The 25,610-nt window shown below is 62.8% G+C and carries 19 protein-coding genes; 10 read left to right on the top strand and 9 right to left on the bottom strand.

Annotation, left to right across the window (positions count from 1 at the left end):
* Positions 1-7: 7 nt before the first annotated feature.
* The 5 genes from ACIOMR_RS23860 to ACIOMR_RS23840 form a co-directional block, all read right to left on the bottom strand.
* The gene (locus ACIOMR_RS23860) at positions 8-1,357 is read right to left on the bottom strand and encodes an MFS transporter (RefSeq protein ID WP_008433139.1); all 1,350 of its coding nucleotides are present in this window, start codon (positions 1,355-1,357) and stop codon (positions 8-10) included.
* Between the two features lie 91 nt (positions 1,358-1,448).
* A complete protein-coding gene (locus ACIOMR_RS23855) occupies positions 1,449-2,162 on the bottom strand; it encodes an SDR family NAD(P)-dependent oxidoreductase (protein ID WP_003208289.1) in 714 nt (237 codons plus the stop codon).
* Between the two features lie 13 nt (positions 2,163-2,175).
* Positions 2,176-3,459, bottom strand: a complete 1,284-nt coding sequence (locus ACIOMR_RS23850) for an NAD(P)/FAD-dependent oxidoreductase (RefSeq protein WP_177070335.1) — start codon at positions 3,457-3,459, stop codon at positions 2,176-2,178.
* 111 nt (positions 3,460-3,570) lie between these two features.
* The gene (locus ACIOMR_RS23845) at positions 3,571-4,497 is read right to left on the bottom strand and encodes a LysR family transcriptional regulator (protein ID WP_003208286.1); all 927 of its coding nucleotides are present in this window, start codon (positions 4,495-4,497) and stop codon (positions 3,571-3,573) included.
* 59 nt (positions 4,498-4,556) lie between these two features.
* Positions 4,557-5,762: a DUF1835 domain-containing protein gene (locus ACIOMR_RS23840; RefSeq protein WP_401196729.1), complete on the bottom strand. Its 1,206-nt coding sequence runs from the start codon at positions 5,760-5,762 to the stop codon at positions 4,557-4,559.
* Between the two features lie 193 nt (positions 5,763-5,955).
* Between ACIOMR_RS23840 and ACIOMR_RS23835 the strand changes: the two genes are divergently transcribed.
* The 3 genes from ACIOMR_RS23835 (at position 5,956) to ACIOMR_RS23825 (ending at position 8,019) form a co-directional block, all read left to right on the top strand.
* On the top strand, positions 5,956-6,420 hold the full coding sequence (locus ACIOMR_RS23835) for a metallophosphoesterase family protein (RefSeq protein WP_102369478.1): 465 nt from the start codon (positions 5,956-5,958) through the stop codon (positions 6,418-6,420).
* A gap of 130 nt (positions 6,421-6,550) precedes the next feature.
* Positions 6,551-7,228, top strand: coding sequence for an ATP-binding cassette domain-containing protein (locus tag ACIOMR_RS23830; RefSeq protein ID WP_003208280.1), 678 nt, complete (start codon positions 6,551-6,553; stop codon positions 7,226-7,228).
* Positions 7,225-8,019, top strand: coding sequence for an ABC transporter permease (locus ACIOMR_RS23825; protein WP_134326962.1), 795 nt, complete (start codon positions 7,225-7,227; stop codon positions 8,017-8,019). The genes ACIOMR_RS23830 and ACIOMR_RS23825 overlap by 4 nt, the downstream gene beginning before the upstream one ends.
* Positions 8,020-8,080: 61 nt before the next feature.
* Here the strand turns inward: ACIOMR_RS23825 and ACIOMR_RS23820 are convergent, their stop codons facing one another.
* A complete protein-coding gene (locus ACIOMR_RS23820; protein WP_401196726.1) occupies positions 8,081-9,127 on the bottom strand; it encodes an L-idonate 5-dehydrogenase in 1,047 nt (348 codons plus the stop codon).
* 13 nt (positions 9,128-9,140) lie between these two features.
* On the bottom strand, positions 9,141-9,914 hold the full coding sequence (locus tag ACIOMR_RS23815; RefSeq protein ID WP_401196723.1) for a glucose 1-dehydrogenase: 774 nt from the start codon (positions 9,912-9,914) through the stop codon (positions 9,141-9,143).
* Positions 9,915-10,105: 191 nt separating this feature from the next.
* On the opposite strand from ACIOMR_RS23815, the gene ACIOMR_RS23810 reads away from it, so the two are divergent.
* The 6 genes from ACIOMR_RS23810 to ACIOMR_RS23785 all read left to right on the top strand — a co-directional run bounded on the left by ACIOMR_RS23810 (position 10,106) and on the right by ACIOMR_RS23785 (position 16,149).
* Positions 10,106-10,978 carry a LysR family transcriptional regulator gene (locus tag ACIOMR_RS23810; protein WP_401196721.1) on the top strand — a complete coding sequence of 291 codons (873 nt, stop codon included), beginning with the start codon at positions 10,106-10,108 and terminating at the stop codon, positions 10,976-10,978.
* Between the two features lie 125 nt (positions 10,979-11,103).
* Complete coding sequence (locus tag ACIOMR_RS23805; protein ID WP_401196718.1) at positions 11,104-11,724, top strand: glutathione S-transferase family protein; 621 nt, start codon at positions 11,104-11,106, stop codon at positions 11,722-11,724.
* 166 nt (positions 11,725-11,890) lie between these two features.
* Positions 11,891-12,808 (top strand): LysR family transcriptional regulator, encoded by a 918-nt coding sequence (locus ACIOMR_RS23800; protein ID WP_003208270.1) that lies wholly within the window; start codon positions 11,891-11,893, stop codon positions 12,806-12,808.
* Positions 12,808-13,707 carry a LysR family transcriptional regulator gene (locus ACIOMR_RS23795; RefSeq protein ID WP_134326959.1) on the top strand — a complete coding sequence of 300 codons (900 nt, stop codon included), beginning with the start codon at positions 12,808-12,810 and terminating at the stop codon, positions 13,705-13,707. Before ACIOMR_RS23800 ends, ACIOMR_RS23795 begins: the two co-directional genes overlap by 1 nt.
* Before the next feature lie 2 nt (positions 13,708-13,709).
* On the top strand, positions 13,710-14,675 hold the full coding sequence (locus tag ACIOMR_RS23790) for a pyridoxamine 5'-phosphate oxidase family protein (protein ID WP_401196714.1): 966 nt from the start codon (positions 13,710-13,712) through the stop codon (positions 14,673-14,675).
* Positions 14,676-14,808: 133 nt separating this feature from the next.
* Positions 14,809-16,149 carry a sorbosone dehydrogenase family protein gene (locus tag ACIOMR_RS23785; protein ID WP_087692536.1) on the top strand — a complete coding sequence of 447 codons (1,341 nt, stop codon included), beginning with the start codon at positions 14,809-14,811 and terminating at the stop codon, positions 16,147-16,149.
* Between the two features lie 286 nt (positions 16,150-16,435).
* Here ACIOMR_RS23785 and ACIOMR_RS23780 read toward each other — a convergent pair whose 3' ends face one another.
* Together ACIOMR_RS23780 and ACIOMR_RS23775 are read right to left on the bottom strand one after the other, a co-directional pair.
* Positions 16,436-17,824, bottom strand: coding sequence for an efflux transporter outer membrane subunit (locus ACIOMR_RS23780; RefSeq protein ID WP_401196711.1), 1,389 nt, complete (start codon positions 17,822-17,824; stop codon positions 16,436-16,438).
* A complete protein-coding gene (locus ACIOMR_RS23775) occupies positions 17,824-18,618 on the bottom strand; it encodes a helix-turn-helix transcriptional regulator (RefSeq protein WP_008430236.1) in 795 nt (264 codons plus the stop codon). The genes ACIOMR_RS23780 and ACIOMR_RS23775 overlap by 1 nt, the downstream gene beginning before the upstream one ends.
* Positions 18,619-19,104: 486 nt before the next feature.
* Here ACIOMR_RS23775 and ACIOMR_RS23770 point away from each other — a divergent pair, with 486 nt between their 5' ends.
* Positions 19,105-25,386, top strand: coding sequence for an amino acid adenylation domain-containing protein (locus ACIOMR_RS23770; protein WP_401196708.1), 6,282 nt, complete (start codon positions 19,105-19,107; stop codon positions 25,384-25,386).
* The last annotated feature ends 224 nt before the right edge of the window (positions 25,387-25,610 follow it).

The raw sequence follows: 25,610 nt of genomic DNA, 5'->3' as shown, positions 1-25,610 counted from the left end.
GTGGTTCTCATGTTGGGAGGGGTTTACCGGTGGAGTCCTTGACGAACAGGATCGAAATCAGGCCGACCACGGCACCGCCGATCAGGTACCAGGCGGGAATCATCTGGTTGCCGGTGATCGATATCAGCCAGGTATTGATCAGCGGGGCCGTGCCTCCGAACAGCGAGACCGCGACGTTGTAGCTCAAGGCGAGGGCGCTGTAGCGCACGCGGGCCTTGAACAGCGAAGTCATGGTGGCCGGCATCGCTCCTTCAAAAAACAACTGGGCGAGGGTCAGGATCAGCAGGGCGGCCAGCAGCAACCCGACACTCTGGGTATGCAGCAGCATGAAGCAGGGGAACGCCATGACGATCAGCAGCACGCAGCCGGTAATGATCATCCGGTTCCGGCCCAGTCGGTCGGCCAGCAAGCCTGAAACCGGGATCAACACCAGCATGAACAGCGTCGCGGCCATCCCCAGGTTCCTGGCGAACGTATTGCTGTACCCGAGTACGTTTTCCAGATAACCCGGGATGTACCCGAGGATGATGTAGTAGGTCACGTTGAACACGGTGACCAGGCCCATGCATTGCAGGATTTTCGGCCATTCGTTGACCAGTAAGCTGAACAGGCTGGGTTCGGCGCCCGTCGCCTTTCGCAGTTTTTCGTTGGCCTGGATTTCCTTGAACACTGGTGTTTCTTCCAGGCCAAGGCGCAAGTAGAGGGCGATCAGGCCGAGCAGGCCGCCAATCGCAAAGGGCACGCGCCAGCCCCAGTCCTGCATGGCTTGTTCGCCCAGGCCCAGGGTAAACAGGCTGACCACTGCACCGCCCAGCAGGAACCCGGAGATATTGCCGAATTCCAGCCAACTGGTGAAAAAGCTGCGTCGCTCGTCCGGCGAATGCTCGGCGATGAACGTGCAGGAGCCGCCGTACTCGCCACCCGCCGACAGGCCCTGGAGCAGACGCATGAGAATCAACAGGACGGGCGCAAACAGGCCGATGCTCGCGTAACTCGGGATCAAGGCAATGGCGAAGGTTGCGACGGCCATCAGCGTGATGCTCAGCGACAGCGCCGTGCGCCGGCCAAACTTGTCGCCGATGGGACCGAACACCAGGCTGCCCAGTGGCCGAATCAGGAAGCCCGCCGCGAAGGTGGCGTAGATCGCCATCAACTGGGTGGTCGGGTTGTCGTTGTGGAAGAACGTCTTGCCGATGATGCCGGCGAGAGAGGAGTAGAGCGCAAAGTCGAACCATTCGACCATATTGCCCAGTGTCACGCCGACGACCGCTTTGGTCAGCCGTTTGCGTGAGGGTTCAGCCGATGCACGGTCGGCGGGAAACCCTTGATGAATCGAGGAAGCGTGAACTTCGCCCATGATATTGCCCTCTGGAATAATTGTAGTGAGGCAGCAGTCAATAGGGAGTGGCAGGCCCACGTCTGATGCGCGGGGCCTGCGGAGGCTGGGGTCATCGCATATACACGCCCCCGGCGATGCACAATGATTCGCCTGTTATGTAGGAGGGTTTGGCGCTCAGTTGCCAGACCCAGTCGGCGATTTCTTCGACCCGCGCGGCGCGTTTCAAGGGGATCGATTCGATGGCGGCCTCGATGCGCCCGCCGGCACGGGTGCCTTCGGTGTCCACCCAGCCCGGGGCCAGTGCGTTGACCACAATATTGTCGCCGGCCAGTTCGATGGCCAGGGAGCGGGTCATCGACACCACAGCAGCCTTGGAGGCGCTGTAGAGCAACTGGTTTTTCGACACGGTGAACGCATCCACCGAGGCGAAGAACACGATAGCGCCTCCGCCGGCGGCTTTCAGGTGACGGGTGCCGATACGTGCGATGTTCAGTGAGCCCAGCACGTTGATGTCGAATATCTTGCGGTACAGCGCTTCGCTGAAGCTATCCAGGGATGACGTGGGAAAGATCCCCGCCGCATTCACTACGGCTCGCAGCGGTGCCTTGCCGTCCAGGGCGGCATCGAGGGTACGGGCCAGTGTGGCCTCCTGGGTGATGTCGCCGACCACTGGCGAAAACAAGGGGCTCGCCGGCTGTGTGCTGGGTGTTACGTCCACAGCGACGACGTGCCAGCCTTCAGCCTGAAAGCGCTGTGCGACGGCCTGGCCCATGCCCGAGGAAGTCCCGGTAACGATAACGCTGGAGTGCGGTGCAGTGTTCATAAGGGCTATCCGATCAGGCGTATTGAGGAAGAGGGGTGCCGGGTTGCAGAGCCAGTTCCAGCACATCCAGTTGGCGCTGGGTGTCCTGGTAGTTGCTCAGCCATTCGCGCTTGACGATATCGATGCGTGAGTCGGCCGGCTGCAACTGGGCAAACTTCGCCGCCAGGCTTTGCATGCCACGCTCGCGCAGGGTGAGAAAGCGCATCACTAGCCGGGTCTGCTCGCAATACACCGGCCATTGCGGGCCACGTGGGGCGCCCAGGCCGATGTAGAACAGGCCTTCCAGGTTGGTCGGCAAGGTCATCGCGGCGGTCCGCAGCGGAACACCGTCGCGCCATTGCAGCAGGCGTTCATCGAGGAACGGCAGGCGCGTGTTGAAACCGGTAGCCCAGACGATGGTGTCGTAATCGACTTGGCTGCCATCGGTGAACGTGACAGTCTTGTCCTGGATGCTCTCGATACCCGGTGCGACCTTGATTCGGCCGTGCTGGATCCAGTACAGCAGCAAGGTGTTGACCACCGGCGGTTGCGCATCCAGGTCGTAGGTATCCGGTGCCGGTAGCCCGGGGTAATTCTTGTGGGTGCCGACGCTGGCCATGATCAGCATGTTCATGAGCATGTTCTGCTGTTCTGGCGGCAATTGCCCCAGCAGCGGCAGCTCGCCCCGGGGCAGGCCGAACAGGGTCTTGGGCTGGAACAGCTGGCCGCGTCGGATCGCAATGGTGGTGTCCAGGCGAGCCTGGGCGGCATCCACTGCGAGGTCGCATCCGGAGTTGCCAAACCCCACCACCAGCACCTTGCCTTGCACCTGCTGCACGTTGCGGTATTCGCCGGAGTGAATCGACACGCCGGTGAACCCCTTGCTTACTTGCGGGATCTTGCAATCCCACAGGTGACCGTTGGCCACCAGCACGCCGCTGTAGTGTTTGTGGGTGCCGTCTGCCAGGGTCACCTGCCAGCCCGCTTCGCCGTTCTCGTCCAGGGGCTTCAGGCTGCGCACTTCGGTGTTGAAGGTGATCTTTTCGCGCAGGCCGAAGGTGTCGGTGTAGGCGTTCATGTACGCCTTGACCTGATCGCGGCTCGGGTACACCGGATAGTCAGCGGGCATCGGGAACCCGTCAAAGAAGGAACTGCTCTTGGGGGTGATCAGGTGCAAGGCATCGTAGTCGCTGTTCCAGTGACCGCCGATGTTCGCGGACTTTTCGAAGCAGTCCACCTCGAAACCGGCATCGGTCATGGTCTTCAGCGCCGCCAGCCCTGCGGCCCCGGCACCAATGATGCAGTAGTGATTGGACATGCTGGCTCCCCATTCAAGCGCCTGTTGTGGCGTCGGTGGCTGGAGTATCCCGCTCGGCAAGAGGTGGATGAATGGGCTAAGTCATGTGTTTCCTATAGGTGATCCCTATGGCTAGAGCGTCTCCAGGTGCGCATACAGGTTCTGGATGCGGCTCAAGTGGCTGCGCATCAGGTTGATCAGCACCCGGGTGGGCGGCGAAATAGGCGTGTCGTGGCGATGGATAAAGCCGAATACCTCGAAGATCGCCGGGCTGATCGGCACCCAGCCCAAGCGATCATTGAAGCCCAGCTGATGCAGGATCGGGCGCGTGGCAATCACATCGCCGAGTCCGCGCGCAGCCAGCTCGAAGCCGGTGATCTGGTGCTCCACTTCGATGATCGGGTCCAGCACCTCGCCGCCCTTGGACGCCAATTGCCCCAACAACCGGCGAATCGGGTCGGCGGTGCGCCAGCGCGCCTCGGTGAGAATCAACGGTGCCACCGCCAGGTCGCTGATGGTTTTCGGGCCCTTGAGTCGCTCCGGGTCGGCACTGATATAGCCGACCTGGGCCGACCAGACCGGCTCGCTGACGGTCAGGTTCTGCTGCTTGATCGGCAGCATCACCAGCCCCGCTTCAATTTCGCCCTGGCTCACCAGCTCGGCGATTTCCGAGGAGTTGTAGCCGACGATCTTGATCCGCATATCCGGGTGCTGGGTGCGGAACTGCTCGATCAGGTCCGTGAGGAAATAGTGGTGGGCGGTGCCGAAGGTGCCAAAACTGGCCACGCCACCGGACAGTTCACGCACAGCCTGCACCGCTTCATAGCCCTGGCGTGCTGACGTCACCATGCCTTGTGCAAATGGCTGCAGGCGGCGTCCGGCTTCGGTGAGCATCAGTCGGCGATTGGTGCGGATGAACACGTGGGTACCCAGGTGCTCCTCCAGCCGCAGGATCTGCTCGGACAATGAGGGTTGGGAAATATGCAGGCTTTCCGCCGCCTTGGAGAACGTACCGTGCTCGATGGCGGCGAGAAAGTAGTTGAGCTGTTGTAAGGTCATCGCGCTGAACCGTTACCTGTTTGGCTCAACATGACACAGATCAAAGCTGTCGCGAAGAATCAATCACGCCACACGGGCATGCCATGTTCGTCAATTGTCCAGTGCGGGTGGCGAGGTCGCAGGCAGACGCCACCTACCCAGCGTTCTTCCGTTGCATGATCCGGCCAGTAGGCTGCGCCGTTCAGAACCTGGCGACCCAGCGCAGTCAGCGCCAACACCCGCTGTGGCCATGGCAACTGGGCCCCGGACTCGATCAACAGGGGATTCTCGCCATCGATCAACGGCCGCATCAGCGCATGAAACATCATGTCTCCCAGGTACGGCAGCGGTTCACGCTTGCCCATGAGCTCGGCGAACACCCGGCCAAACGGCACCGGCCCGGCTTCATCCACGTATTGCAGGGACAGGCGCTCGGTCAGGGACAAACCGTCCCGCACACCCGGTAACTCCTGCAACTGTCGGCGCAATGCCGGGGCCAGGAAGGGCAGGGAGGTGGAGCTACTCCGGGCCAGTTCCGCCAGCTTGATCGGCGAGCTGGCGCAATACGCCAGCCAGGCCTGTCGCGCCAGTTGCAGCATGTCCTCGTCGACCTGTCGGCGCTGCGGCCACAACCACGCCAATACTTCAGGCGCTAGTTGGCCGATGCCGATAAAACGCTGCACGCCGGGGATACGATCGACTTCGATCAACTCCAGTTTTTCAGGCAGATGCTCAAGCCCAGCCAGCGCGCGAATCAGGAACAACTGATCGTACGCATCCGCCTCACACCACAACACGCTGTGGCCGGCGCTGCCCAGTTGTTCAAGATGGTGATATTCGTCCGCATGCCGGCGCGCCACTTCGGCCTCATCCATGGCAAACACCTGGCTGATATAGCGGCTGCGAACGGCCTGGTATTGCTCGGCAGGCAGGTCCTGCACCGGGCCCATGCACAATGGGTCAATCAGCATCCGGAAGCGGCCCTTGAACCCCGCCACGCCCAGGCTGTGGGCGATATCATTGCCGCAGCGCCAGTGGGTGGTGCGGGCTTCATCGCTGGCGTCGAAACCTGGATGGCGGGCGGCAAAATCCACCGCATCGACGTGGGCCTTGAGCTTGGGCCAGCTGGGAAAACCGAGTTCCTTGGCGATCGACCATTGGGCATCGGATAAGGTAGGGGTTGCGGCGGCATCGGCGCTTTTCAGGCGCTGCAAAAGTTCCTTGGCGCGCTTGCGTTGCTGCTCAAGGTTGATACGGCCGTTAGTGGACGAGAATGATTGCGACATACGATCTCCTTGTACAAACCTTGTCCGCATTAAGGTTGGGAGTCGTAGAAATGTGATATTCAGTCAAGGTCTTGGGCGCAGCCCTTTCCGCGGATGGTGGCGTAGATGGCGCCAGGCGGGAAATATAGGCAGTGCAATGATTGATTGCAAGCCGCCCGGTGGATAGCGCCGGGGTTTTGCACAGGAGACGTTCATGAAAGTTGGTGTGATTTCCGATACCCACGGCTTGCTCCGTGCCGAGGCCCTGGCGGCCCTGGAAGGGTGCGAGCAGATTGTTCACGCCGGGGACATCGGTAGCCCGGAGATCCTTGAGTTGCTGGCCTCGATTGCGCCATTGCATGTGGTGCGCGGCAATAACGACCTCGACGCCGCGTGGGCAGAGCATTTGGCTGACCGGCTGGATTTTGACTTGAACGGCTGGCGGGCGTTGCTGGTGCATGACATTGCCGAGGTGCCGAAGGAGCTTGATCCGGGCATCCGGCTGGTGATCACTGGCCACTCTCACAAACCATTGATCGAGTGGCACGGCGAGCGGCTGTTTCTCAACCCTGGCAGTGCAGGGCGGCGACGTTTCAAGTTGCCGGTGACCCTGGCGTTGCTTGAGGTGCGCGAGAAATCCATCAAGCCGCGCCTGGTGTCGCTGGAACCCAAGCGCTGAAGAACGCTGAGGCGAGGGGGCTTGTTGTGGTGAGGGAGCTGCTGTGGTGAGGGAGCAAGCTCCCTCGCCACGGGGGACGTGCCCTGTCTTACCATTTGCGTCTGAATCAGGAACAAGGATCATCAACGCCATGAGCGTATTAGTCGAAACCCGGGCGCTCACGCGGATGGACGAGCGCCGCCAGCTGCAACTGCTGCAGCCCACGAACTTCCAGCTGCACCGCGCCGACCGCCTATCCATCACCGGTTCATCCGGCTCCGGCAAAAGTGTATTCCTTCGGGCACTCGCCTTGCTCGACGCGCCGACCTCAGGGGATATCCTCTGGAACGGGCAGCCCATCGCCAACGCGCAAGTCCCGCAGTATCGCAGCCGCATCAGCTACCTCTCCCAACGCCCGGCGCTGATCGAAGGCACGGTGGAAGACAACTTGCGTTTCCCCTACAGCCTCAAGGCCTTGCATCACCTGAGTTTCGACCCGCAGGCGGTCAAGGCGCTGCTGGCCCACGCGGGCAAGGAGTCGGGCTTTCTGGCAAAAAATGCCGGGGATTTATCCGGTGGTGAGTCCCAGGTGGTGTCACTGATCCGTACCCTGCAACTCAATCCCGATGTGCTGTTGCTGGACGAACCTACCGCCGCTCTCGACCCGGCATCGTCCGGGGAGGTCGAGGCGTTGATCAGTGCCTGGGCCGAAGCGGATAGCGCTCACGCCTATATCTGGGTGTCCCACGACCTTGAGCAGGCGCAACGCATGAGCACCACCCATTTGCATATGGACGCCGGCGTGCTGACGGGGGCCGTGCAGCCATGAATTATCACGACCTCACGGCAATGGACATGGCCATCGCCGCCTCGCTGATCCTGATCAACGGTGCGCTGTCGCTGTTGTTGCGGCTGGGGCTGGAGCGTCAGCTGTTCTGGGCGGCTGTGCGCACGGTGGTGCAGTTGTTGGCGATCGGTTACCTGCTGGGCTGGGTCTTTGAATTTGCCTACTGGTATGTGGTGCTGCCGCTGATGTGCCTGATGACTCTGATCGCCGGGCTCTCGGCTGCCGGGCGTGGGAAGCGGACCTATGCGGGGCAGCGGGCCGACAGCATTGTGTCGGTGTGGGGCAGTTCCTGGTTGGTGACGGCTGTTGGCCTGTTCGCGATTATCCGGATTCACCCGTGGTACGAGCCGCAGTATGCGATTCCGATCCTTGGGATGATTCTGGGTAATACGCTTACCGGGGTGTCTCTGGGGATTGAGCGTATGACTCAGGAGCTGACCTCCGGCCGCAATACCATCGAGATGATTCTGGCCCTCGGTGGTTCACGCTGGGAGGCGGCGCAGGATGCGATTCGCCAGGCTGTGCGGGCCGGGATGATTCCGACGCTGAACCAGATGACGGTGGTGGGGATTGTGAGCTTGCCGGGGATGATGACTGGCCAGGTGCTGGCCGGGGAAAGTCCGGTGGACGCGGTGCGTTATCAGATTGTGATTATGTTTTTGATCGCTGCGTCGTCGGCGTTGGGCACGGTAGGTGCGGTGTTGCTGACCTACCGTCGACTGTTTTCAGCCAGCCATCGTTTCCTGCGGTTCAGGCTCGAAGAGCGGGTGTAGCGCAGGCGCTATCGGATCCCCAAAATGCACCGCAACACTGTGGGAGCTGTCGAGATCCGGTTCAATCACCCACACCAAAATCCAGCAACACCTTCATCGCCTGGCTCTTGTCCGCCGCCAGTTCAAACGCCTGCACCGCCTCGCTGAACGGCACGGTGTGGGAGATCACCGGACGCACATCAATCACCTGGCGATTGAGCAAATCCACCGCCTGGGCAAACTCCGAATGGAAGCGGAAGGTGCCCCGCAAGTCGATCTCCCTGCTCACCAGCATATTCAACGGCAGCGAGACCTCGCCACCCAGACCGACCGTCACCAGCACGCTGCGCGGGGCCATGCACTCCAGGCCGTTGCGCAGGGCCTGGGCGCTGCCGGAGACTTCGAACATCACGTCGAAGTAGCCTTTTTCGGCGGTATACCGCTTCAACGCGTCGGCGTCTTCCGCCAGGTTATGAGTACGGCTGGCGCCCATTTTTTCGGCGCAGGCCAAGGGCCCGGCGGACAGGTCCACCGCAACAATTTCCCCCGCGCCCGCTGCCCGCAGGCTACCGATCAACAGGTTGCCGATGGGCCCGCACCCGGTGACCAATACCCGTTTGCCGAACACCACCCCGGCACGTTGGATGGCATGCAAACCCACAGACAACGGTTCAGCCATTGCACCCTCGGCAAGGCTCACATGATCGGCCAGCGGGTGCGCCTGGTGCGTTTCGATCACCAGGCTTTGTTGAAATGCACCCTGCACGTGAGGAAAGGGCATCGCGCTGCCGTAGAAACGCATGTTCAGGCAATGGTTCGGCAGCCCTTGATGGCAATAACGGCAACCCCCGCAAGGCCGCGACGGCGAGACCGACAAGCGTTGGCCAATCTTGAACGGCCCGTCTTCACGGCCCACCGCCTCGATCACCGCCGACACTTCGTGGCCCAGCACCATCGGCTCGCGCAACCGCACGGTGCCGAAGCCGCCGTGCTGGTAGTAATGCAGGTCCGAGCCGCAGATCCCGCCCCGGGAAATGCGCACCCGCAGTTGGTCGGGCGTCAGTGCCTGGGGTTCGGTTTGCGGTTCTACCCGCAGGTCTTTCGAGGCATGGCAGACAATCGCGTGCATGAAATTCTCCAGGTTACAGCGAGGCGGTGATGCCACCGTCCACGTACAGGATATGACCGTTGACGAAACTTGCCGCGTCGCTGGCAAGGAATACCGCAGCGCCCGCCAGTTCGGCGACGTCACCCCAGCGCCGGCTCGGTGTGCGCTGCACCAGCCAGTCGCTGAATTCGGGGTTGGCCACCAGGTTGGCGTTCAGTTCGGTCTTGAAATAGCCGGGGCCGATGCCATTCACCGTCAGCCCGTGGGGGCCCCAGTCGATGGCCATGCCTTTGGTGAGCATTTTCAGCGCGCCTTTGCTGGCGGCATACGGGGCGATGCCCGGGCGCCCCAGTTCGCTTTGCACCGAGCAGATATTGATGATGCGCCCCCGCTTGCGCGGGATCATCGCCCTGGCTACGGCCTGGCCGACCAGGAAGGCGCTGTCCAGGTTGGTGCTCATCAACTCGCGCCAGTGGGTTTCGCTGTAGTCCTCCAGCGGCCCGCGACGTTGCATGCCCGCGTTGTTGACGAGGATGTCCAGCGGGCCCAGGCGCTCTTCGATCTCCGCCACGGCGGCCAACACCGCCGCGCCGTCGGTGACATCGAACGCCTGGGTGTGCACCTCCAGGCCTTCCGCCGCCAGCAACGCGGCACTGTCACGCAAGGTGCTGCGGTTGCGCCCGTTGAGCACTACCCGTGCGCCAGCCTGGGCCAGGCCACGGGCGATGGCCAGGCCGATGCCGGCGCTGGAGCCGGTGATCAAGGCCAGGTGGCCATCGAGGCGGAAACTGTCTAAAACACGCTGCATGGGGCGATCTCCGAAGACTGAGACAGGTGATCAACACTATCAATCCGAGTGCGGGGCGCCGCTCTCATTGTTATACGTCAAACCCTGTCATATCGTGCATCACGGGCCTTACTTCAGCGCAGCCCGGGCCCGGCGTCCAATTTTCATTTGTGATGGGGTGATCAATAACCGTGATAACCGGAGCCAACCTGATGGAACTCAAGCACCTGCGTGCCTTTGTCGTGCTCGCCCAGGAACTGCATTTCGGCCGGGCGGCCGCGCAGCTGTCGATCGTTCAACCGGCGCTGAGCATGCAGATCAAACTGCTCGAAAGCGGCCTGGGCGTGCGCCTGCTCGACCGCAACCGGCACTCGGTCACACTGACGGAAGCCGGGCGGGTGTTTCTGCCGGAAGCCCTCGCCACCCTGCACCAGGCTGCCCGCGCCGCCGATGCCGCCCGGGCTTCGAACCGCGGGGAGATCGGCCGGGTGCGCCTGGGGTTTGTCTCGTCGGTATTGCCGCAATTGCTGCCCGGGTTGATTCGTGCGGTGCACCAGCGCTACCCGCGAATTGAACTGGAGCTCAAGGACATGCCCGGCCCGGATCAGGCGGCTGCGTTGAAAAACGGCCAGCTGGATTTCGGCCTGATGCGTTTGCCGGCGGCCTATCCCGGCGTGCAGACCCTTGAGGTGCTGCAGGAAAGCTTCGTGGTCGCCTTGCCCGGCGAGCATCCGTTGGCGACCCAGGAAACCATTCAGCCGACGGACTTGCTCAAGGTGCCGGTGTTCATCCTGGCCCGGCGTTATGCACCGGGTTTCTACGATGAATTCGTGCAGGCGATGGGCGTGCCGCTGGAGATCGCCTCCGAACTCGGCGAGTTCACCACCATGCTGGCGCTGGTCTCGGCCGGGCTGGGTGTGGGTGTGTTGCCGCTGCAGGCGGCCCGGGCGCTGCCGGCCAATTGCGTGTCCAGGCACCTGGCGTTGGGGGCGTTCCGGGCCAGGACCGGCCTGGCGTGGACCGAACTCGACAGCCCGGTGAAAACCACCCTGTTCAACCTGATCGACGGGTTGTTTGGCGATTGATTGTTTCATCCGGTGAAATGCTGGATTGTAAAAACTGGCTATTCTGCTGTGTGCCGTAGCGGTGGAACATAAGCGTCATCGACCCGATCACCGGGTCGAGTCCCTGGCACATCGCGGAGCCCGTCATGATCAAACTGTACCGTTACCCCTTGTCTGGCCATTCCCACCGGGTTGAGTTGATGCTGTCGCTGCTGGGCGTGCCCGCTGAGCGGGTGCACGTCGATCTGAAGCAAGGCGCGCACAAAACCCCTGAGTTCCTGGCCACCCTCAACAGCTCCGGCCAGGTGCCGGTGATCGATGATAACGGCGTGGTGCTGGCGGACTCCAACGCGATCCTGGTGTACCTCGCCGGCCAATATGGCACCGCCCAGTGGCTGCCGACCGAGCCTTTGGCCCAGGCCCGTGTGCAGCGTTGGCTCTCGGCTGCGGCAGGGCCGCTGCACACCGGGCCGGCTGCGGCGCGATTGATCACTGTGTTCGGTGCCGCGCTGGATGCCGAGGCGACCATCAGCCGCTCCCACGCATTCCTCAAAGTGGTAGAGCACCAGTTGGAGCAGAGCCGTTTTCTCACCGGTGACCTGCCGACGATTGCCGATATCGCGCACTACACCTACATCGCCCATGCGCCGGAGGGGAATGTCGCGCTGGACGACTATCCGCAGGTTCGCGCCTGGCTGGGCAGTATCGAAGCGCTGCAGGGGTTTGTGGGTATGCAACGCACCGCTGTGGGCCTGGCGAAGGTTTGAAGATTTTGTGGCGAGGGAGCTTGCTCCCGCTGGACCGGGCTGGCGCTCCAGTGCGCAGCGCTCCCAGGATTTTGGGGCCGCTACGCTGCCCAGCGGGAGCAAGCTCCCTCGCCACAACCGCTCCCAAGCCACTGGTTCGGTGGACCACATTCGATTAAGGGGACTCATGGACCGTTTCCAGGAAATGCAGATTTTCCTCGCCGTCGCCGAAGAACAGGGCTTTGCCGCGGCGGCCCGGCGCCTGAACATCTCGCCCCCCAGCGTGACCCGCGCGATTGCCGCGATGGAGGCGCGTATTGGCACCCAGTTGCTTTCGCGCACCACCCGCAGCCTGCACCTGAGCGAGGCCGGCCAGCGTTACCTCGACGATTGCCGGCGTATCCTCGCGGAGTTGACTGAGGCCGAAGAAGCGGCAGCAGGCAGCTTCTCGATCCCGTGGGGGCACCTGACGGTCACCGCGCCGGTGTTGTTCGGCGAGTTGTTCGTCGCGCCAATCCTGGGGGAGTACCTGGACCTGTTTGCCCAGGTCAGCATCAACGCCTTGCTGGTGGACCGTGTGGTCAACATGACCGATGAAGGCGTCGATGTGGCCGTGCGCATCGGGCATTTGCAGGAACCCGGCCAGCAGGCGATCAAGGTCGGCGAGGTGCGTCGCGTAGTGTGCGCGGCGCCGGCTTACCTTGAGCGGCACCGGCCACTGCACCCCGGGCAACTGCGTGAGGCGAAGATTGTCACGTCGTCTTCCAGCCAGTTGGTCAGCGAATGGCAGTTCAGGGAAGGCGGCCAGCCGTTGAGCGTGGCCGTTGAGCCGCGCCTGGTGGTCACCGCCAACAACGCGGCGATCAACCTCGCGCGCCTGGGCTGGGGCGTCACACGGGTGTTGTCTTATCAGGTGGCCAGCGATGTGCGTGCAGGCGCACTGGAGATCATCCTGCAAGACTTCGAACCGCCGGCCTTGCCGATCCATGTGGTGTTCCAGAACAACGCCCGGGTACCGGCGAAGGTCAACACGTTCGTGGATTTTCTGGTCAGCCGGCTGGGGCAGGATGCTGCGCTCAACCCATCGATGCAGCGGCCGGCCTGATGGACCGTTATCGCGACATGCAGATCTTCCAGGCGCTGTCCCGGCAGCCGAGCCTGTCCGCGGCTGCCCGTTGCCTGGGCATCTCGGGGCCCACTGTGATCCGCGCGATTGACCGGCTGGAGACGCGCTTGCGGGTGCCATTGGTACAGCGCAGCACCCGGGGCATTCGCCTCACCGAAGCCGGGGCGACGTTCATGGCCGACTGTTCGCGGATCCTTGACGGCGTGAGCGCCGCCGAAGCGTCTGCCCAGGGTGCGCACGCGCAGGCCGAGGGAAACCTGCGGGTGTTTTTTCCGTTGCTGTTCAGCCGTTATGTGATGGCGCCGCTGTTGGCCGGCTACCTGGAGCGCTATCCCGGAGTCCGCCTGTTTGCCCATTACCACGATCATTATCCGAACCTGAATGAAGACGGCCTGGACGTGGCAGTCCTGGTGGGAGAACTGCCCGGTTCATCCCTGATTGCCCGGCCCGTGGGCCATGTGCGCAACATCGTCTGCGCCAGCCCCGGCTATCTGCAAAGCCATGGCGAACCGGTGCAACCGGAGGCGCTCAAGGAGCATCGGCTGGTCGCCAGCCAGGCGTATTCGAATTGGGTGCAGTGGGATTTCCAGGGCGCCAGCATCAAGGCCCGGGCGCGTCTCGGTTGCACCACGGTGCAGGGCGCGATCAATGCGGCGGTGCAGGGCGCAGGGTTGATCCGGTGCTTGAGCTACCCGGTGCACGAGCACCTGGCGAGCGGGCAACTGTGTCGAGTATTGCAGGCCTATGAACCGCCGCCGCTGCCGGTGCATGTGGTCTACCGCGAAGGGCGCAACGCTTCGATGCGGGTGCGCAGTTTTGTCGATTTCAGCGTGGCGGCATTGCGTGAACATCCGGCGTTTCATTCACCGAGGGCTTGATCATGAATCACCAGGACGCGTCCCCCGTTTCGCCATGGCATGCCGGCGAGCGGCAGTTGCAGCAAAGTGCCGGCGTGGCCGGGCGCATGGAGGTGATCGGCGCGAAGGTGATACGGGATCACTTGCCGGAGCAGCATCGGGCTTTTTATGAGTTGTTGCCCTATCTGGTCGTGGGGGCCGTGGATGAGCAGGGGCTGCCCTGGGCCACGCTGCTGGAGGGCACGCCGGGGTTTGCGTATTCGCCGGACCCCTACAGCTTGCGTATCGACAGCCTGCCTGCGGAGAGTGACCCCGCCGGGAGCGGGCTGAAACAAGGCGCGTCGGTCGGGCTGTTGGGCATTGACCTGAATACGCGGCGGCGTAATCGCATGAATGGGGTTATTGGGGCTGCCGGCGTCGACGGATTTACCGTGGCGGTGGTGCACACGTTTGGAAATTGCCCGAAGTACATCCAGTTGCGTGCGGTGCACCCGGGGGCCCGGGGGCAGCGCGCTGCGGGAGGTATTGTGCGGCGCGCGAACTCGCTCGATGACGCTGACCGGGCGTTGATTCGCAGCGCTGATACGTTTTTCGTCGCCAGCTATGTGGACCTGGAAGGGGATGCGGCCAAGCGTTCGGTGGACGTTTCACACCGAGGCGGCAACAGTGGGTTTGTGCGCGTGGAGGGAGAGGTGCTGACGATTCCCGATTTTACCGGCAACTCGTTTTTCAACACCTTGGGCAATGTGCAGGTCAACCCGGTTGCGGGCTTGCTGTTTGTGGATTTTGCTACGGGTGATGTGTTGCAGATGGCCGGGCGGGCCGAGGTGATTCTTGAAGGAGATGAACTGGCCACGTTCGAGGGGGCTGAGCGGTTGTGGAAGGTGACCGTGGAACACGTGGTCCGAAGGGATGCGGCGCTGGCGCTGCGTTGGCAGTTCGAGGGGTTTTCTCCCTACAGCCTGGCGTTGGGGCCGTGGAAAGCCTGAGAGTGCTGCCGAGCCACTCGTGCGACTGAGTTAAAACTCAATTGCGCGGTAGGCGGTGTTTGGTGTCGGGGAATGACGCGATACTCCGTCGGGTTTTTGCCTGCCCAATAAAGGGCTGTCCCGAGGTTTCCCAATGAATGCACCAAGCCGCCTTGCGCTGCTGATCACCGCCACGGCTGCCCTCAGCGCCTGTGGCGATTCCTCCAAACTGCCGTTTCAGGCCGGTGTGGGGCCAAGCCCGCAACTGCCCGAACCCACTGCATCACTGATCCCGACACTCAAGGTTTCCAAGGCTGTCGGCTGGCCCGGTAATGCCCAGCCAACGGCGCCCGATGGGTTCACGGTAACGGCGTTGGCCGCGGACCTTGACCATCCGCGCTGGGTGTACACCTTGCCCAATGGCGACGTGCTGGTAGCCGAGAGTAACCATCCGCCCATGCCTGAAGGTGCCACGGACGGCGGCACGGGTTTGCTCGCCTGGGCGCGTCGTACCGCGATGGGGTTTGTGATGGGGCGGGTCGGTGCCGATACGCCGAGCGCCGACCGGATCACGCTGCTGCGGGACGCCGACGGTGATGGGCGTGCCGAGGTGAAGAGTGAGTTTCTCGGTGGGCTGACGTCGCCGTTTGGCATGGCGTTGGTGGGGGATGAGTTGTATATCGGCAATGCCGATGCGGTGGTCAAGGTGCCTTATGTTCGGGGCCAGACTCACATCGATGCCGTGCCGGTGAAGGTCACTGATCTGCCGGCCGGGATCAATCATCACTGGACCAAAAACGTCCTGGCCAATCCTGAGGGTACCAAGCTTTATGTGACCGTCGGGTCCAACAGCAATGTGGGTGAGAACGGGCTTGACGCCGAGGAAGGGCGTGCTGCGATCTGGGAGTTGGATCTTGCCAGTGGGCAGAAGCGTCTGTTCGCCAGTGGGTTGCGCAATCCCAATGGGCTGGCGTGGAAACCCGGCTCTACGCAGTTGTGGACGGTGGTCAACGAGCGCGACGAGATCGGCAGCGATCTGGTGCCGGATTACCTGACGTCGGTGCGGGACGGCGCTTTCTACGGTTGGCCGTGGAGTTATTACGGGGCTCACGTTGACAGCCGGGTGCAGCCGCCGCGTCCGGACAAGGTCGCCCAGGCGATTGCACCGGACTACGCGCTGGGGACTCACGTTGCGCCGTTGGGCCTGACTTTTTCCGATGCGCGGGGGATGCCAGCGGTGTTTGCCGATGGGGTGTTTGTGGGGGAGCATGGATCCTGGAACCGTAATCCGCAGGCGGGGTACAAGGTGGTGTTTATTCCGTTCCGGGACGGAAAGCCGTCGGGTGTGCCTGTTGATTTCCTGACTGGGTTTTTAAATGGTGATGGAGAGGCTCAGGGGCGTCCGGTGGGTGTAGCGTTGGACGGGCAGGGCGCGTTGCTGGTGGCGGATGATGTGGGGAACAAGGTGTGGCGGGTGGCGCGGGTAAGGCCTTAGGGTTTTGCTCTTACAGCGGCTCACGGTCCACTGTAGGAGCTGGCTTGCCGGCGATGGCATCAACTGGGTGTACCTGATGCACCGAGGTGTCTGCATCGCCGGCAAGCCAGCTCCTACAGCAAAGCGGCTTTGCTTTTGCTTTTAACACTCAGGTCGGCTTTCAGGCCGCCGTGCTCTTGCTTTTGCTTACTTTGGGGCTTTTCCAAAGTGAGCCGCTGTAAGAGCGGAACCATAAGCCGCCGTGACCGAAGAAACGGATATGCCCCCACCCCCACCCCCAGCAGAATCACCCCCCCACCCCCCACCCCCCACCCAACGCCGTATACAAATTCACCTCCGCCACCAACTGCGCCAACCGATCAACAATCAACGCCTGCTGCGAACTGAACAACGACCGCTGCGCATCCAGAAACACCAGATTACTGTCCACCCCACTGCGATACCGGTGCTGAGCCAGGTCGTAATACGTCTGGTTGGCCCGAACAAAATCCCGCTGCGCCGCCAGTTGCTCGTTATACGTTTGCCGCGCCGCCAGCCCATCCGAGACTTCCTGGAACGCTGTCTGAATCGACTTCTCATACTGCGCGACATAAATGTTCTTCTGAATCTTCGCGTAATCCAGGCTGGCCCGCAGGCTGCCCGCGTTGAAGATCGGCAGATTGATCTGCGGCTGGAACCCCCAACTCCCCGAGCCCCCCTGGAACAATCCCGACAGATCCTTACTCGAGGTGCCAGCGTTGGCCGTCAGCGTAACCGAAGGAAAAAACGCCGCCCGCGCCGCGCCAATATTCGCGTTGGCCGCCTGAAGCTGATACTCGGCCTGCACAATATCCGGCCGCCGTTGCAGCAGGTCCGACGGCAACCCGGCCGGCACCCGGGCTACCAGGTCGTCGGACAGCGGCTGTGCCGGCAAAGAATCCGGCACCGGCCCACCCACCAGCAACGCCAGGCTGTTGAGGTCCTGGGCCACCTGCCGCTGGTAGCGCGCAATGCTTGCCCGGGTACTTTCGACGCTGGTCTGGGCCTGGATCACATCAATCGACGTCGCCTTGCCCGCCGTTTTACTGCGCGACGTCAGACGCAGGCTGTGCTCGTCCGAGGCCAGCGTCTGCCGGGCCAGGGCCAGCAGTTCCTGGTCGGCGCGCCAGGTCAGGTAAGCGTTGGCGACGTTGGCCACCAGGCTCAGTTGCGCGCTGCGCCGAGCTTCTTCAGTGGCCAGGTATTGCAGCATCGCCTGCTCACTGAGGCTGCGTACACGGCCGAAAAAATCCAGCTCGTAGGCGCTGACGCCCAATGTCGCCGAATAGGTAGAGGTGATCGCAGACTTGCCGGTGGTAGTGGCGCGCCGCGGGACTTTCTGGCGGTTTTCGGCACCCGTGGCAGACACCGCCGGGAACAGGTCGGCACGCTGGATGCGGTACTGCGCCTGGAACGCTTCGACATTCAGCGCCGCCACCCGCAGGTCACGGTTATTCACCAGGGCCTGGCCAATCAACTGCCGCATCACCGGGTCACGGAACAACTGTTGCCAGTCAGGCCCGGAGGCCGATGGCCCCACCCGGTCCGCGTTATACACCGGGAAGTGCGCCGGGGTCGGTGCCTCGGGCCGCTGATAGTCCGGGATCAACGAACACCCGCCAAGCACACACGCCACGCCGAGCATCAGTTTTTTCATCACGCGCCAACCATCCATTTGGCCAGGCCATGCCGGCCACTCACGCCCAGTTTGGCCGCCGCGCGCTTGAGGTAGGTTTCGATGGAGCTGTTTTTCACGCTGAGTTTCTCGGCCATCTGCGGTACGGTTCCGCCGGTCAACAACCCCAGGCAAACCTCCTGTTCCCGCGCCGATAAGGTGATGTCACTGAGTGACAGGCGTTTATAGAATTCGCGCTGCAATTGCGACTGCTCCAACGGAGTTTTAGAGGGCTCGGGCGCTACCGGCGGGGCCTGTCGATTGATCTGCGCGTGGCGCTCGATCAACGGCAGCAAAGTTTCCGAAAGGCTCTTGAGAAACGACAACTGCGCCAGGGAAAAGGCGCGTTGGGTGTGGGGCCGGTAGAACGAAATCACGCAGCGCCGATTGGCCTGGCGCGATACCAGGTTGCACTGATGGGAGGTGCCGCGGGTGTGGGTGCTGTCGGCCTTGGCATTCATCTGGATCAACAGCGGGTCGTTCATGCCGAGCATTTTTTTCAGCAGCGGATGATCGTCGCGGTGATGCAGGGTGCGCGGTGGCGGCAGGTCCTGCTTCAACCCGTCGCTGCCAAGTAACTTGATATCGAGCACGCAGGCCTGGTGCTCGTCGAGGGTCCATTCACTGAGGTCCACCAAGTGAACCGGTACCAGCTTGTTGACCAGTTGCAGCATGTTCGCTGCGAAGTGTTCAGTGCCGGTGCTTGAAATCAACTCTCCCAACTCGAAATAAAAATGCGGATTTTCCATATTCCGAATACTGCTGGTCAGACTCATAGCCATCTCATCCTTGATGTCGAAAACCGTCAACGGTTGCCCTTACGTGTGCAGGCCTCCCGTTCTCCTTGAACCTGGGTCGGTGCTCGAGGCTTCATTTAGCCACGTGGATTTGTCCTACGTATGTAGCGGAAACGAGGGACACAACCTGCCATAAAAAGCGCGCCATTATTTCGTCATTTCCGACAGGGATATAGGCTGAAGCTGCAGGGTAAAAGGATTTTAGAGTTTGTTAACTAGTTGATATAAAACATATTTACTCAATTTTCTCGACATGCCCGGCTATATGGCATCGGCCAGATGTAGCCAATCTCCTACATCCATTTAATCGTTTCAGCACTGAACCATCAGCCAACCCCGGCGCGGTACCCTGGCTGTCCGGGTTTCGGGTGACATACGGCCCTCCGGGGCGATGCTTAAATCCCGTTGATTTCGCCTCAATGGGGCGTTGTGCGCCTTATCGACACCTCACATGAGAAGGATCTTATGACGTATTTCCCCCTGACCGCCGCCCAGCGGGATATCTGGCTCGACCAACTGCGCCTCGGTGACTCGCCGCTGTACAACATCGGGGGTTATATCGAACTCACGGGCACCGTGAATCCCGCATTGATCCAGCGAGCCATCGAGCACCTGGTGGCCAAGCACGACGCATTGCGTACGGTGTTGCAAGTGGCGGCCGATGGCTTGCCACGGCAGGCGTTTGCCGAGGCCATGGCGGTATCGGTGCCGCAGCATGACGTCTCGCGCCAGCCGGATCCCCGCGCGGCCGCCGAGGCCTTGTTGCAGGCGCAGATGGCGCGAACCTATGCGCTGGTCGACGAGCCGTTGTTCCGCTTCTTCCTGGTCAAGCTCGATGACCAGCATTACCGCCTCGGCACCCAGGCTCACCACCTGATTCTCGATGGCTGGGGCTTTGGCCAGATGCTGCAATCTCTTGCCGGGATCTACAGCGCCCTGGAGCAGGGCCGACTACCGGACCTGTCGGCGCCGTCCTATATCGACTTCATCGACAACGATGAACGCTATCGCGAGTCGGCCCGTTACGCCCGGGACCGCAGCTACTGGCTGGACAAATACCAGGCGCTGCCAGAGCCGCTGCTGACGCGCCGTTACCAGGCCAAGGGCGATGCGCCGAGCAACACCCTGGTAGCACCGTTTCCGGCGGCGCTGCTCAATCGCATGGCGCGGGCGGCGAACCATTACCAGGCGTCGGCGTTCCATGTGTTATTGGCGGCGATGTACCTGTACTTCAGCCGCACCGGCCAGCGCCAGGAGTGGGTGGTGGGGCTACCGATACTCAACCGTTCCAATGCACGCTTTCGTTCGACCCTGGGGCTGTTCACCCAGGTCAGTGCCGTGCGCTTGCAGTTCAGCGACGACCTGCCTTTCAGCGCCCTGGTGCGTGGCGTGCGCGACCAGCTCCAGCAGGATTTCCGGCATCAACGTTTCCCGCTGAGCGAGATGAATCGCGAGCTGGGTTTGCTGCGCGCCGACCGCGGCCAACTGTTCGACCTGTCGGTGTCCTATGAGCAGGACGACCATGAATTTCGCTACGGCCAGGCATCGGCCCGGGCGATCAAGGTGTCCAACCACCATGAGCCGTTGCCGCTGGCGATTCACTTGCGCAGCAATCGCTACCACGACACGGCGTGCCTGCACTGCGTCTACAACGAGGCGTACTTCCAGGCACACGAGGTGCAGGCCCTGGCCGATCGCCTGGTGTATGTGCTGGAGCAGGGGCTGGAAAACACCGCGCTGCCCCTGGCTGACTTCTCGCTGATAACGCCCGAGGAAACCGCGCAGTTGCAACGCTGGAACGCCACCGCCCAGGCCTATCCCGCAGCGCAAACCCTGCATGGGCGCGTCGAGGCCCAGGCCGCGGTGACCCCGCATGCGGTGGCGGCGGTGTATCAGGGGCAGCGATTGACGTATGACCAATTGAATCAACGGGCCAATGCCCTGGCGCGGCAGCTATTGGTGCTCGGAGTAAAGCCCGACGACCGTGTGGCGATAGTCGCCCGGCGCGGCCTGGAGACGCTGGTGGGCTTGCTGGGGATTCTCAAGTCCGGCGCCTGTTACGTTCCGGTGGACCCGGCCCATCCTGCCGAGCGCCTGCACTACCTGCTCGATGACAGCGCGCCGGTGGCGGTGCTGACGCAGACGGATTTGCTCGAGCGTCTACCGGTATTGAGCGTGCCGGTCATCAATCTGGATCACGCCACGGCGCAGTTGGCGCGCAACCCGCAAGTGGCGATGACACCCGCCAACCTCGCTTATGTGATCTACACGTCGGGCTCCACCGGCCTGCCCAAGGGCGTGATGGTGGAGCACCACACCGTGGCCAACCTGGTGGACTGGCATTGCCAGGCCTTCGATTTGCACGCGGGCAGCCATACCGCCAGCGTTGCCGGTTTCGGGTTTGACGCCATGGCCTGGGAGGTCTGGCCAGCGCTGTGCGTGGGCGCGACCTTGCACTTGCCGCCGGCCCAGGACGGCGCCGAAGACATCGACGCGCTGCTGGCCTGGTGGCGCGCGCAACCACTGGACGTATGCTTCCTGCCCACGCCGGTGGCCGAGTATGCGTTCAGCCAGAATATCGAACACCCGACTTTGCGCACGCTGCTGATTGGTGGCGACCGCCTGCGCCAGTTCAACCAGGCGCGCAGTTTCGCGGTGATCAACAACTACGGTCCCACTGAAGCCACCGTGGTTGCCACCTCGGGCCTCGTTGAGGCCGGGCAGGCGCTGCACATCGGCAAACCCATCGCGAATGCCGCGGTCTACCTGCTGGATGAGCAACAGCGGCCGGTGCCCATCGGTACTGCAGGCGAGTTGTACGTCGGCGGGAAAGGCGTGGCGCGGGGCTATTTGAACCGCCCGGACATGACCGCAGAGCGCTTCCTTGATGACCCATTCAACCCAGGCCGCATGTACCGAACCGGCGACCTGGCGCGTTGGCTGCCGGATGGGAATATTGAATATTTGGGCCGCAACGACGACCAGGTAAAAATTCGCGGCGTGCGTATCGAGCCGGGGGAAATCGAGTCCGCCCTGGCGGGTTATGAAGGGGTCACCGAAGCGGTGGTGCTGGTACGCGAGGGGCAGCTATTGGCCTGGTTCACCGAGCATGCGCCGGTAGCGATTGAAGCGCTTCGCGCCCATCTTAAATCACGCTTGCCGGATTACATGGTGCCGCAGGCCTACGTAAAGCTGGACGCGCTGCCCCTGACGGCCAACGGCAAACTCGACCGCAAGGCCTTGCCGGCACCCGGTGCCGATGCATTTATCAGTCGAATTTACGAAGCCCCCGAAGGGCCTACGGAAATCGCCCTGGCGCAGATCTGGGCCGATGTGCTGCACGTCGAGCGGGTGGGGCGGCATGACCATTTCTTCGAGTTGGGCGGCCATTCGCTGTTGGCGGTCCAGTTGGTGCAGCACATGCGCCAGGTCGGGTTGCAGGCCGACGTGCAGGTGCTGTTCGGCCAGCCGACCCTGGCCGCACTGGCGGCAGCGGTCGGCCAGGGCACCGAGCTTGAGGTGCCGGCCAACCGTGTTCCGGCAGGTTGCCAATTGATTACTCCGGACCTGCTGGCGCTGGCCGAACTGGACCCGCCGACGATAGAACGCATCGTCGCCGCGATCCCCGGCGGCGCCGCCAATGTGCAGGAGATCTACCCGCTGGCGCCGTTGCAGGAAGGCCTGCTGTATCACCACATCACCGACGAGCGCGATCCGTACCAGCAACACGCGATGTTCAGCTTTGCCCGCCGTGAACAGCTGGAAGCGTTCGCCCAGGCGCTGCAACAGGTGATTGACCGCCATGACATCCTGCGCACCAGCCTGGCGTGGGATGCCCTCGAACAACCGATGCAAGTGGTGTGGCGCAAGGCGATTCTGGACGTGCAACCGGTGGCCCTCCAGGGGGACTCAATTCTCGAACAACTGCGCGAACGCCAGCGGCCACTGGACTTGCGCAAGGCGCCGCTGATGGCCCTGGATTACGCCGAAGACCGGCAGAACCGCCGTTGGGTGGGCATGCTGCGTTTCCATCATCTGGTGAACGACGCCACTTCCACGCAAGTACTGATGGCGGAAATCCAGGCTCATCTGCTTGGCCAGCAACAGCAATTGCCGGCGCCGGTGCCCTATCGCAACGTGGTCGCCCAGGCCCGGTCGGCGGAACGCCAGGCCGGGCACGAAGCGTTCTTTCGCGAGCGGCTGGCGGATGTCGACGAGCCGACCCTGGCCTTCGGTTTACAGGAACGCCAGGCGGATCGCCGTGACACCGAGGAAGCCGACGTGCTGCTTCCCGACGCACTCGGCCAGTTGTTGCGCGAGCAGGCCCGCACCTTGGGTGTCAGCGCGGCGAGCCTGTTTCATCTGGCGTGGGCCCAGGTACTGGGTCGCGTCTCGGGCCGTGACGATGTGGTGTTCGGTACGGTTCTGCTGGGACGCCTGCAGGCCGGTGAGGGCGCGGACCGTGCCCTGGGCATGTTCATCAACACCTTGCCACTGCGGGTACGCCTGGCCGGGGTGACGGTGCGCGAGGCGATCAGGCAGACGCAGCAGCAACTCAGCGCCTTGCTCGCCCACGAGCAAGCGTCCCTGGCGTTGGCCCAGCGTTGCAGCGGCGTCACACCGCTGTTCAACAGCCTGCTGAATTACCGGCATGTCTCGGTCGAGGCACTCGAGGTGCTGCAGCCCGGCATCGAATTGCTCAGCAGCGAAGACATCCTCAGCTACCCACTGATGCTGACGGTGGACGACCTGGCCAGCGGTTTCCGGCTCAAGGCCAAGGCGCCCCGCAAGGTCGGTGCCCAGCGCCTGCTGGACTACCTTGGCACGGTGCTGGCGGGATTGGTGGAGACGCCCGAGGCGCCGCTGTTCGATGTGCAGGTGCTGCCCGCGACCGAACTGCAACAGCAACTGGTGGACTTCAACGCCAGCGAAACCGACTACCCCGTGGACCAGACCGTCCACGCCCTGTTCGAAGCCCATGCCCGGCACACACCTCACGCGGTGGCGGTGCAGGCCGGTGAGCAGCAACTGACTTACCGCCAGCTCAACGAGCGCGCCAACCGCCTGGCCTATCACCTGCGCGAGCGCGGCGTGCAGCCGGATTCGCGGGTCGCCTTGTGTGTCGAGCGCGGGTTGGACCTGGTGGTGGGCTTGCTGGCCATCCTCAAGGCGGGGGGCGCCTATGTACCGTTGGACCCGGGCTACCCTCGCGAGCGTCTCGCCTACATGCTGCAAGACAGCGCGCCGGTCGCCTTGCTGGTACACGGCGCGACCCGGGATTTGCCGGGGGCGGTGTCGATACCGGTGATCGACCTCGACCACGGCGCCTGGCAGCAGGCGCCTGAAGGCAACCCGCGAGTGCCGGGGCTGAGCGTACGCAACCTGGCGTACGTGATGTACACCTCCGGCTCCACCGGCACGCCCAAGGGCGTGATGATCGAGCATCGGGGCCTGGGCAACCTGATGCACTGGGGCTCGCAACTGTGCCCGAATGCCGAGGGTGGCGCGTTGTTGCAGCGGGCGCCGTTCAGTTTTGACGGTTCGGTGTGGGAGCTGTTCTGGCCGCTGACCAATGGCATGCGCCTGGTCCTGGCGCGTCCCGATGGGCACCGTGAACCGGCGTACCTGGCGCAGGTGATTCGTGAGCAACAGGTCAGCGTGATCAAGTTTGTGCCGGCGATGTTGCAGCAGTTTCTGGAGCTGGAGGAGTCTGCGCTTTGTACCAGCCTTACCGACGTTTTATGCGGTGGTGGGGAGCTGACAGAGGCCTTGGCCCGTGGGGTTCAGGCGCGATTGCCCAAGGTGCGCTTGCATAACGTCTACGGACCGACCGAGGCGACGGTGGACAGCAGTGCCTGGACGCTGGAGCCGGGTGCGCCGGTGCCGGGGTTGCAGTTGCCGATTGGGCGGGCCATCAGTAATACCCGGCTTTACGTATTGGATGAGCATGATCGGCCGGTGCCGCTGGGGTGCAGTGGGCAGTTGCATATCGGCGGGGTGGGCGTGGCTCGCGGGTATCTGGGGTTGGAGCAGATGACGGCGGAGCGGTTTATCGATAGCCCGTTTGTGGCGGGGGATCGGTTGTATCGCACGGGGGATCTGGTGCGGTATTTGCCGGACGGGAACCTGGAGTTTCTGGGGCGCAATGACTTTCAGGTGAAGCTGCGTGGGGTGCGGCTGGAGCTGGGGGAGGTTGAGGCGCGGTTGGCGGCGCATCCTGCATTGCGCGAGGTGGCGGTGTTGATTCGGGATGAGCGGTTGGTGGCGTATTTCACTGTTCGTGATGCGGTGCCGGGGCTTGAGGCGTTGCGCAGTTACATGGTGGAGGGGTTGCCTGAGTACATGGTGCCTTCGGCGTTTGTGCGGGTGGCGGTGTGGCCGCTTAATCCGGCGGGGAAGCTGGATCGCAAGGGGTTGCCGGAGCCTGGGGTGGAGGCGGTGTTGAGTCGCGCCTATGAACCGCCTCGGGGGGAGGTGGAGGCGGTGATTGCGGGGGTTTGGGCTGAGGTGTTGAAGCTGGACCGGGTGGGGCGTCAGGATCACTTTTTTGAGTTGGGAGGGCATTCGTTGTTGGCCGTGGGGGTGGTGGCGCGGATGCGTAAGGCGGGGTTGGAGGTGGATGCGCGCTCGTTGTTCAGTCAGCCGACGGTGGTGGGGTTGGCGGGGGTGGTTGGGAGGCGGGTGGAGCGGGTGGAGGTGGTGCCTGCTTTGGGGATTCCGCAGTTGGGGCGTAGACGCAGGATTTGAGTGGTGGTGTGGTGTGTATATCCGTTATTTAGGTAACGGCCACCTATGGTTCCGCTCTTACAGCGGCTCACTTTGGAAAAGCCCCAAAGTAAGCAAAGGGCTCTGCCCCGCCTGTCGGCGCCTCGCTGGGGCTCGGCGTTCCCTCACTCCGGCATTGCTCCGCGGGCCGCCGCGACGGGCCATCCATGGCCCGGCGCGGCTAAACCGGCGTCCTGCCGGTTTAC

The organism is Pseudomonas sp. NPDC087814, assembly GCF_044742865.1.
Taxonomy (GTDB): Bacteria; Pseudomonadota; Gammaproteobacteria; order Pseudomonadales; family Pseudomonadaceae; genus Aquipseudomonas.
Note: the sequence above shows the minus strand (reverse complement) of the source record. Positions and strands in the feature narration are given on the sequence as shown.

Bases quoted from the DNA above. Each gene is read 5' to 3' on its own strand.
- ACIOMR_RS23780 (WP_401196711.1), bottom strand. From the start codon at position 17,824: ATGAAAAAACTGATGCTCGGCGTGGCGTGTGTGCTTGGCGGGTGTTCG.
- ACIOMR_RS23820 (WP_401196726.1), bottom strand. From the start codon at position 9,127: ATGCACGCGATTGTCTGCCATGCCTCGAAAGACCTGCGGGTAGAACCG.
- ACIOMR_RS23775 (WP_008430236.1), bottom strand. From the start codon at position 18,618: ATGAGTCTGACCAGCAGTATTCGGAATATGGAAAATCCGCATTTTTAT.
- ACIOMR_RS23830 (WP_003208280.1), top strand. From the start codon at position 6,551: ATGAGCGTATTAGTCGAAACCCGGGCGCTCACGCGGATGGACGAGCGC.
- ACIOMR_RS23845 (WP_003208286.1), bottom strand. From the start codon at position 4,497: ATGACCTTACAACAGCTCAACTACTTTCTCGCCGCCATCGAGCACGGT.
- ACIOMR_RS23860 (WP_008433139.1), bottom strand. From the start codon at position 1,357: ATGGGCGAAGTTCACGCTTCCTCGATTCATCAAGGGTTTCCCGCCGAC.
- ACIOMR_RS23805 (WP_401196718.1), top strand. From the start codon at position 11,104: ATGATCAAACTGTACCGTTACCCCTTGTCTGGCCATTCCCACCGGGTT.
- ACIOMR_RS23815 (WP_401196723.1), bottom strand. From the start codon at position 9,914: ATGCAGCGTGTTTTAGACAGTTTCCGCCTCGATGGCCACCTGGCCTTG.
- ACIOMR_RS23855 (WP_003208289.1), bottom strand. From the start codon at position 2,162: ATGAACACTGCACCGCACTCCAGCGTTATCGTTACCGGGACTTCCTCG.
- ACIOMR_RS23770 (WP_401196708.1), top strand. From the start codon at position 19,105: ATGACGTATTTCCCCCTGACCGCCGCCCAGCGGGATATCTGGCTCGAC.
- ACIOMR_RS23835 (WP_102369478.1), top strand. From the start codon at position 5,956: ATGAAAGTTGGTGTGATTTCCGATACCCACGGCTTGCTCCGTGCCGAG.
- ACIOMR_RS23840 (WP_401196729.1), bottom strand. From the start codon at position 5,762: ATGTCGCAATCATTCTCGTCCACTAACGGCCGTATCAACCTTGAGCAG.
- ACIOMR_RS23810 (WP_401196721.1), top strand. From the start codon at position 10,106: ATGGAACTCAAGCACCTGCGTGCCTTTGTCGTGCTCGCCCAGGAACTG.
- ACIOMR_RS23785 (WP_087692536.1), top strand. From the start codon at position 14,809: ATGAATGCACCAAGCCGCCTTGCGCTGCTGATCACCGCCACGGCTGCC.
- ACIOMR_RS23790 (WP_401196714.1), top strand. From the start codon at position 13,710: ATGAATCACCAGGACGCGTCCCCCGTTTCGCCATGGCATGCCGGCGAG.
- ACIOMR_RS23795 (WP_134326959.1), top strand. From the start codon at position 12,808: ATGGACCGTTATCGCGACATGCAGATCTTCCAGGCGCTGTCCCGGCAG.
- ACIOMR_RS23800 (WP_003208270.1), top strand. From the start codon at position 11,891: ATGGACCGTTTCCAGGAAATGCAGATTTTCCTCGCCGTCGCCGAAGAA.
- ACIOMR_RS23825 (WP_134326962.1), top strand. From the start codon at position 7,225: ATGAATTATCACGACCTCACGGCAATGGACATGGCCATCGCCGCCTCG.
- ACIOMR_RS23850 (WP_177070335.1), bottom strand. From the start codon at position 3,459: ATGTCCAATCACTACTGCATCATTGGTGCCGGGGCCGCAGGGCTGGCG.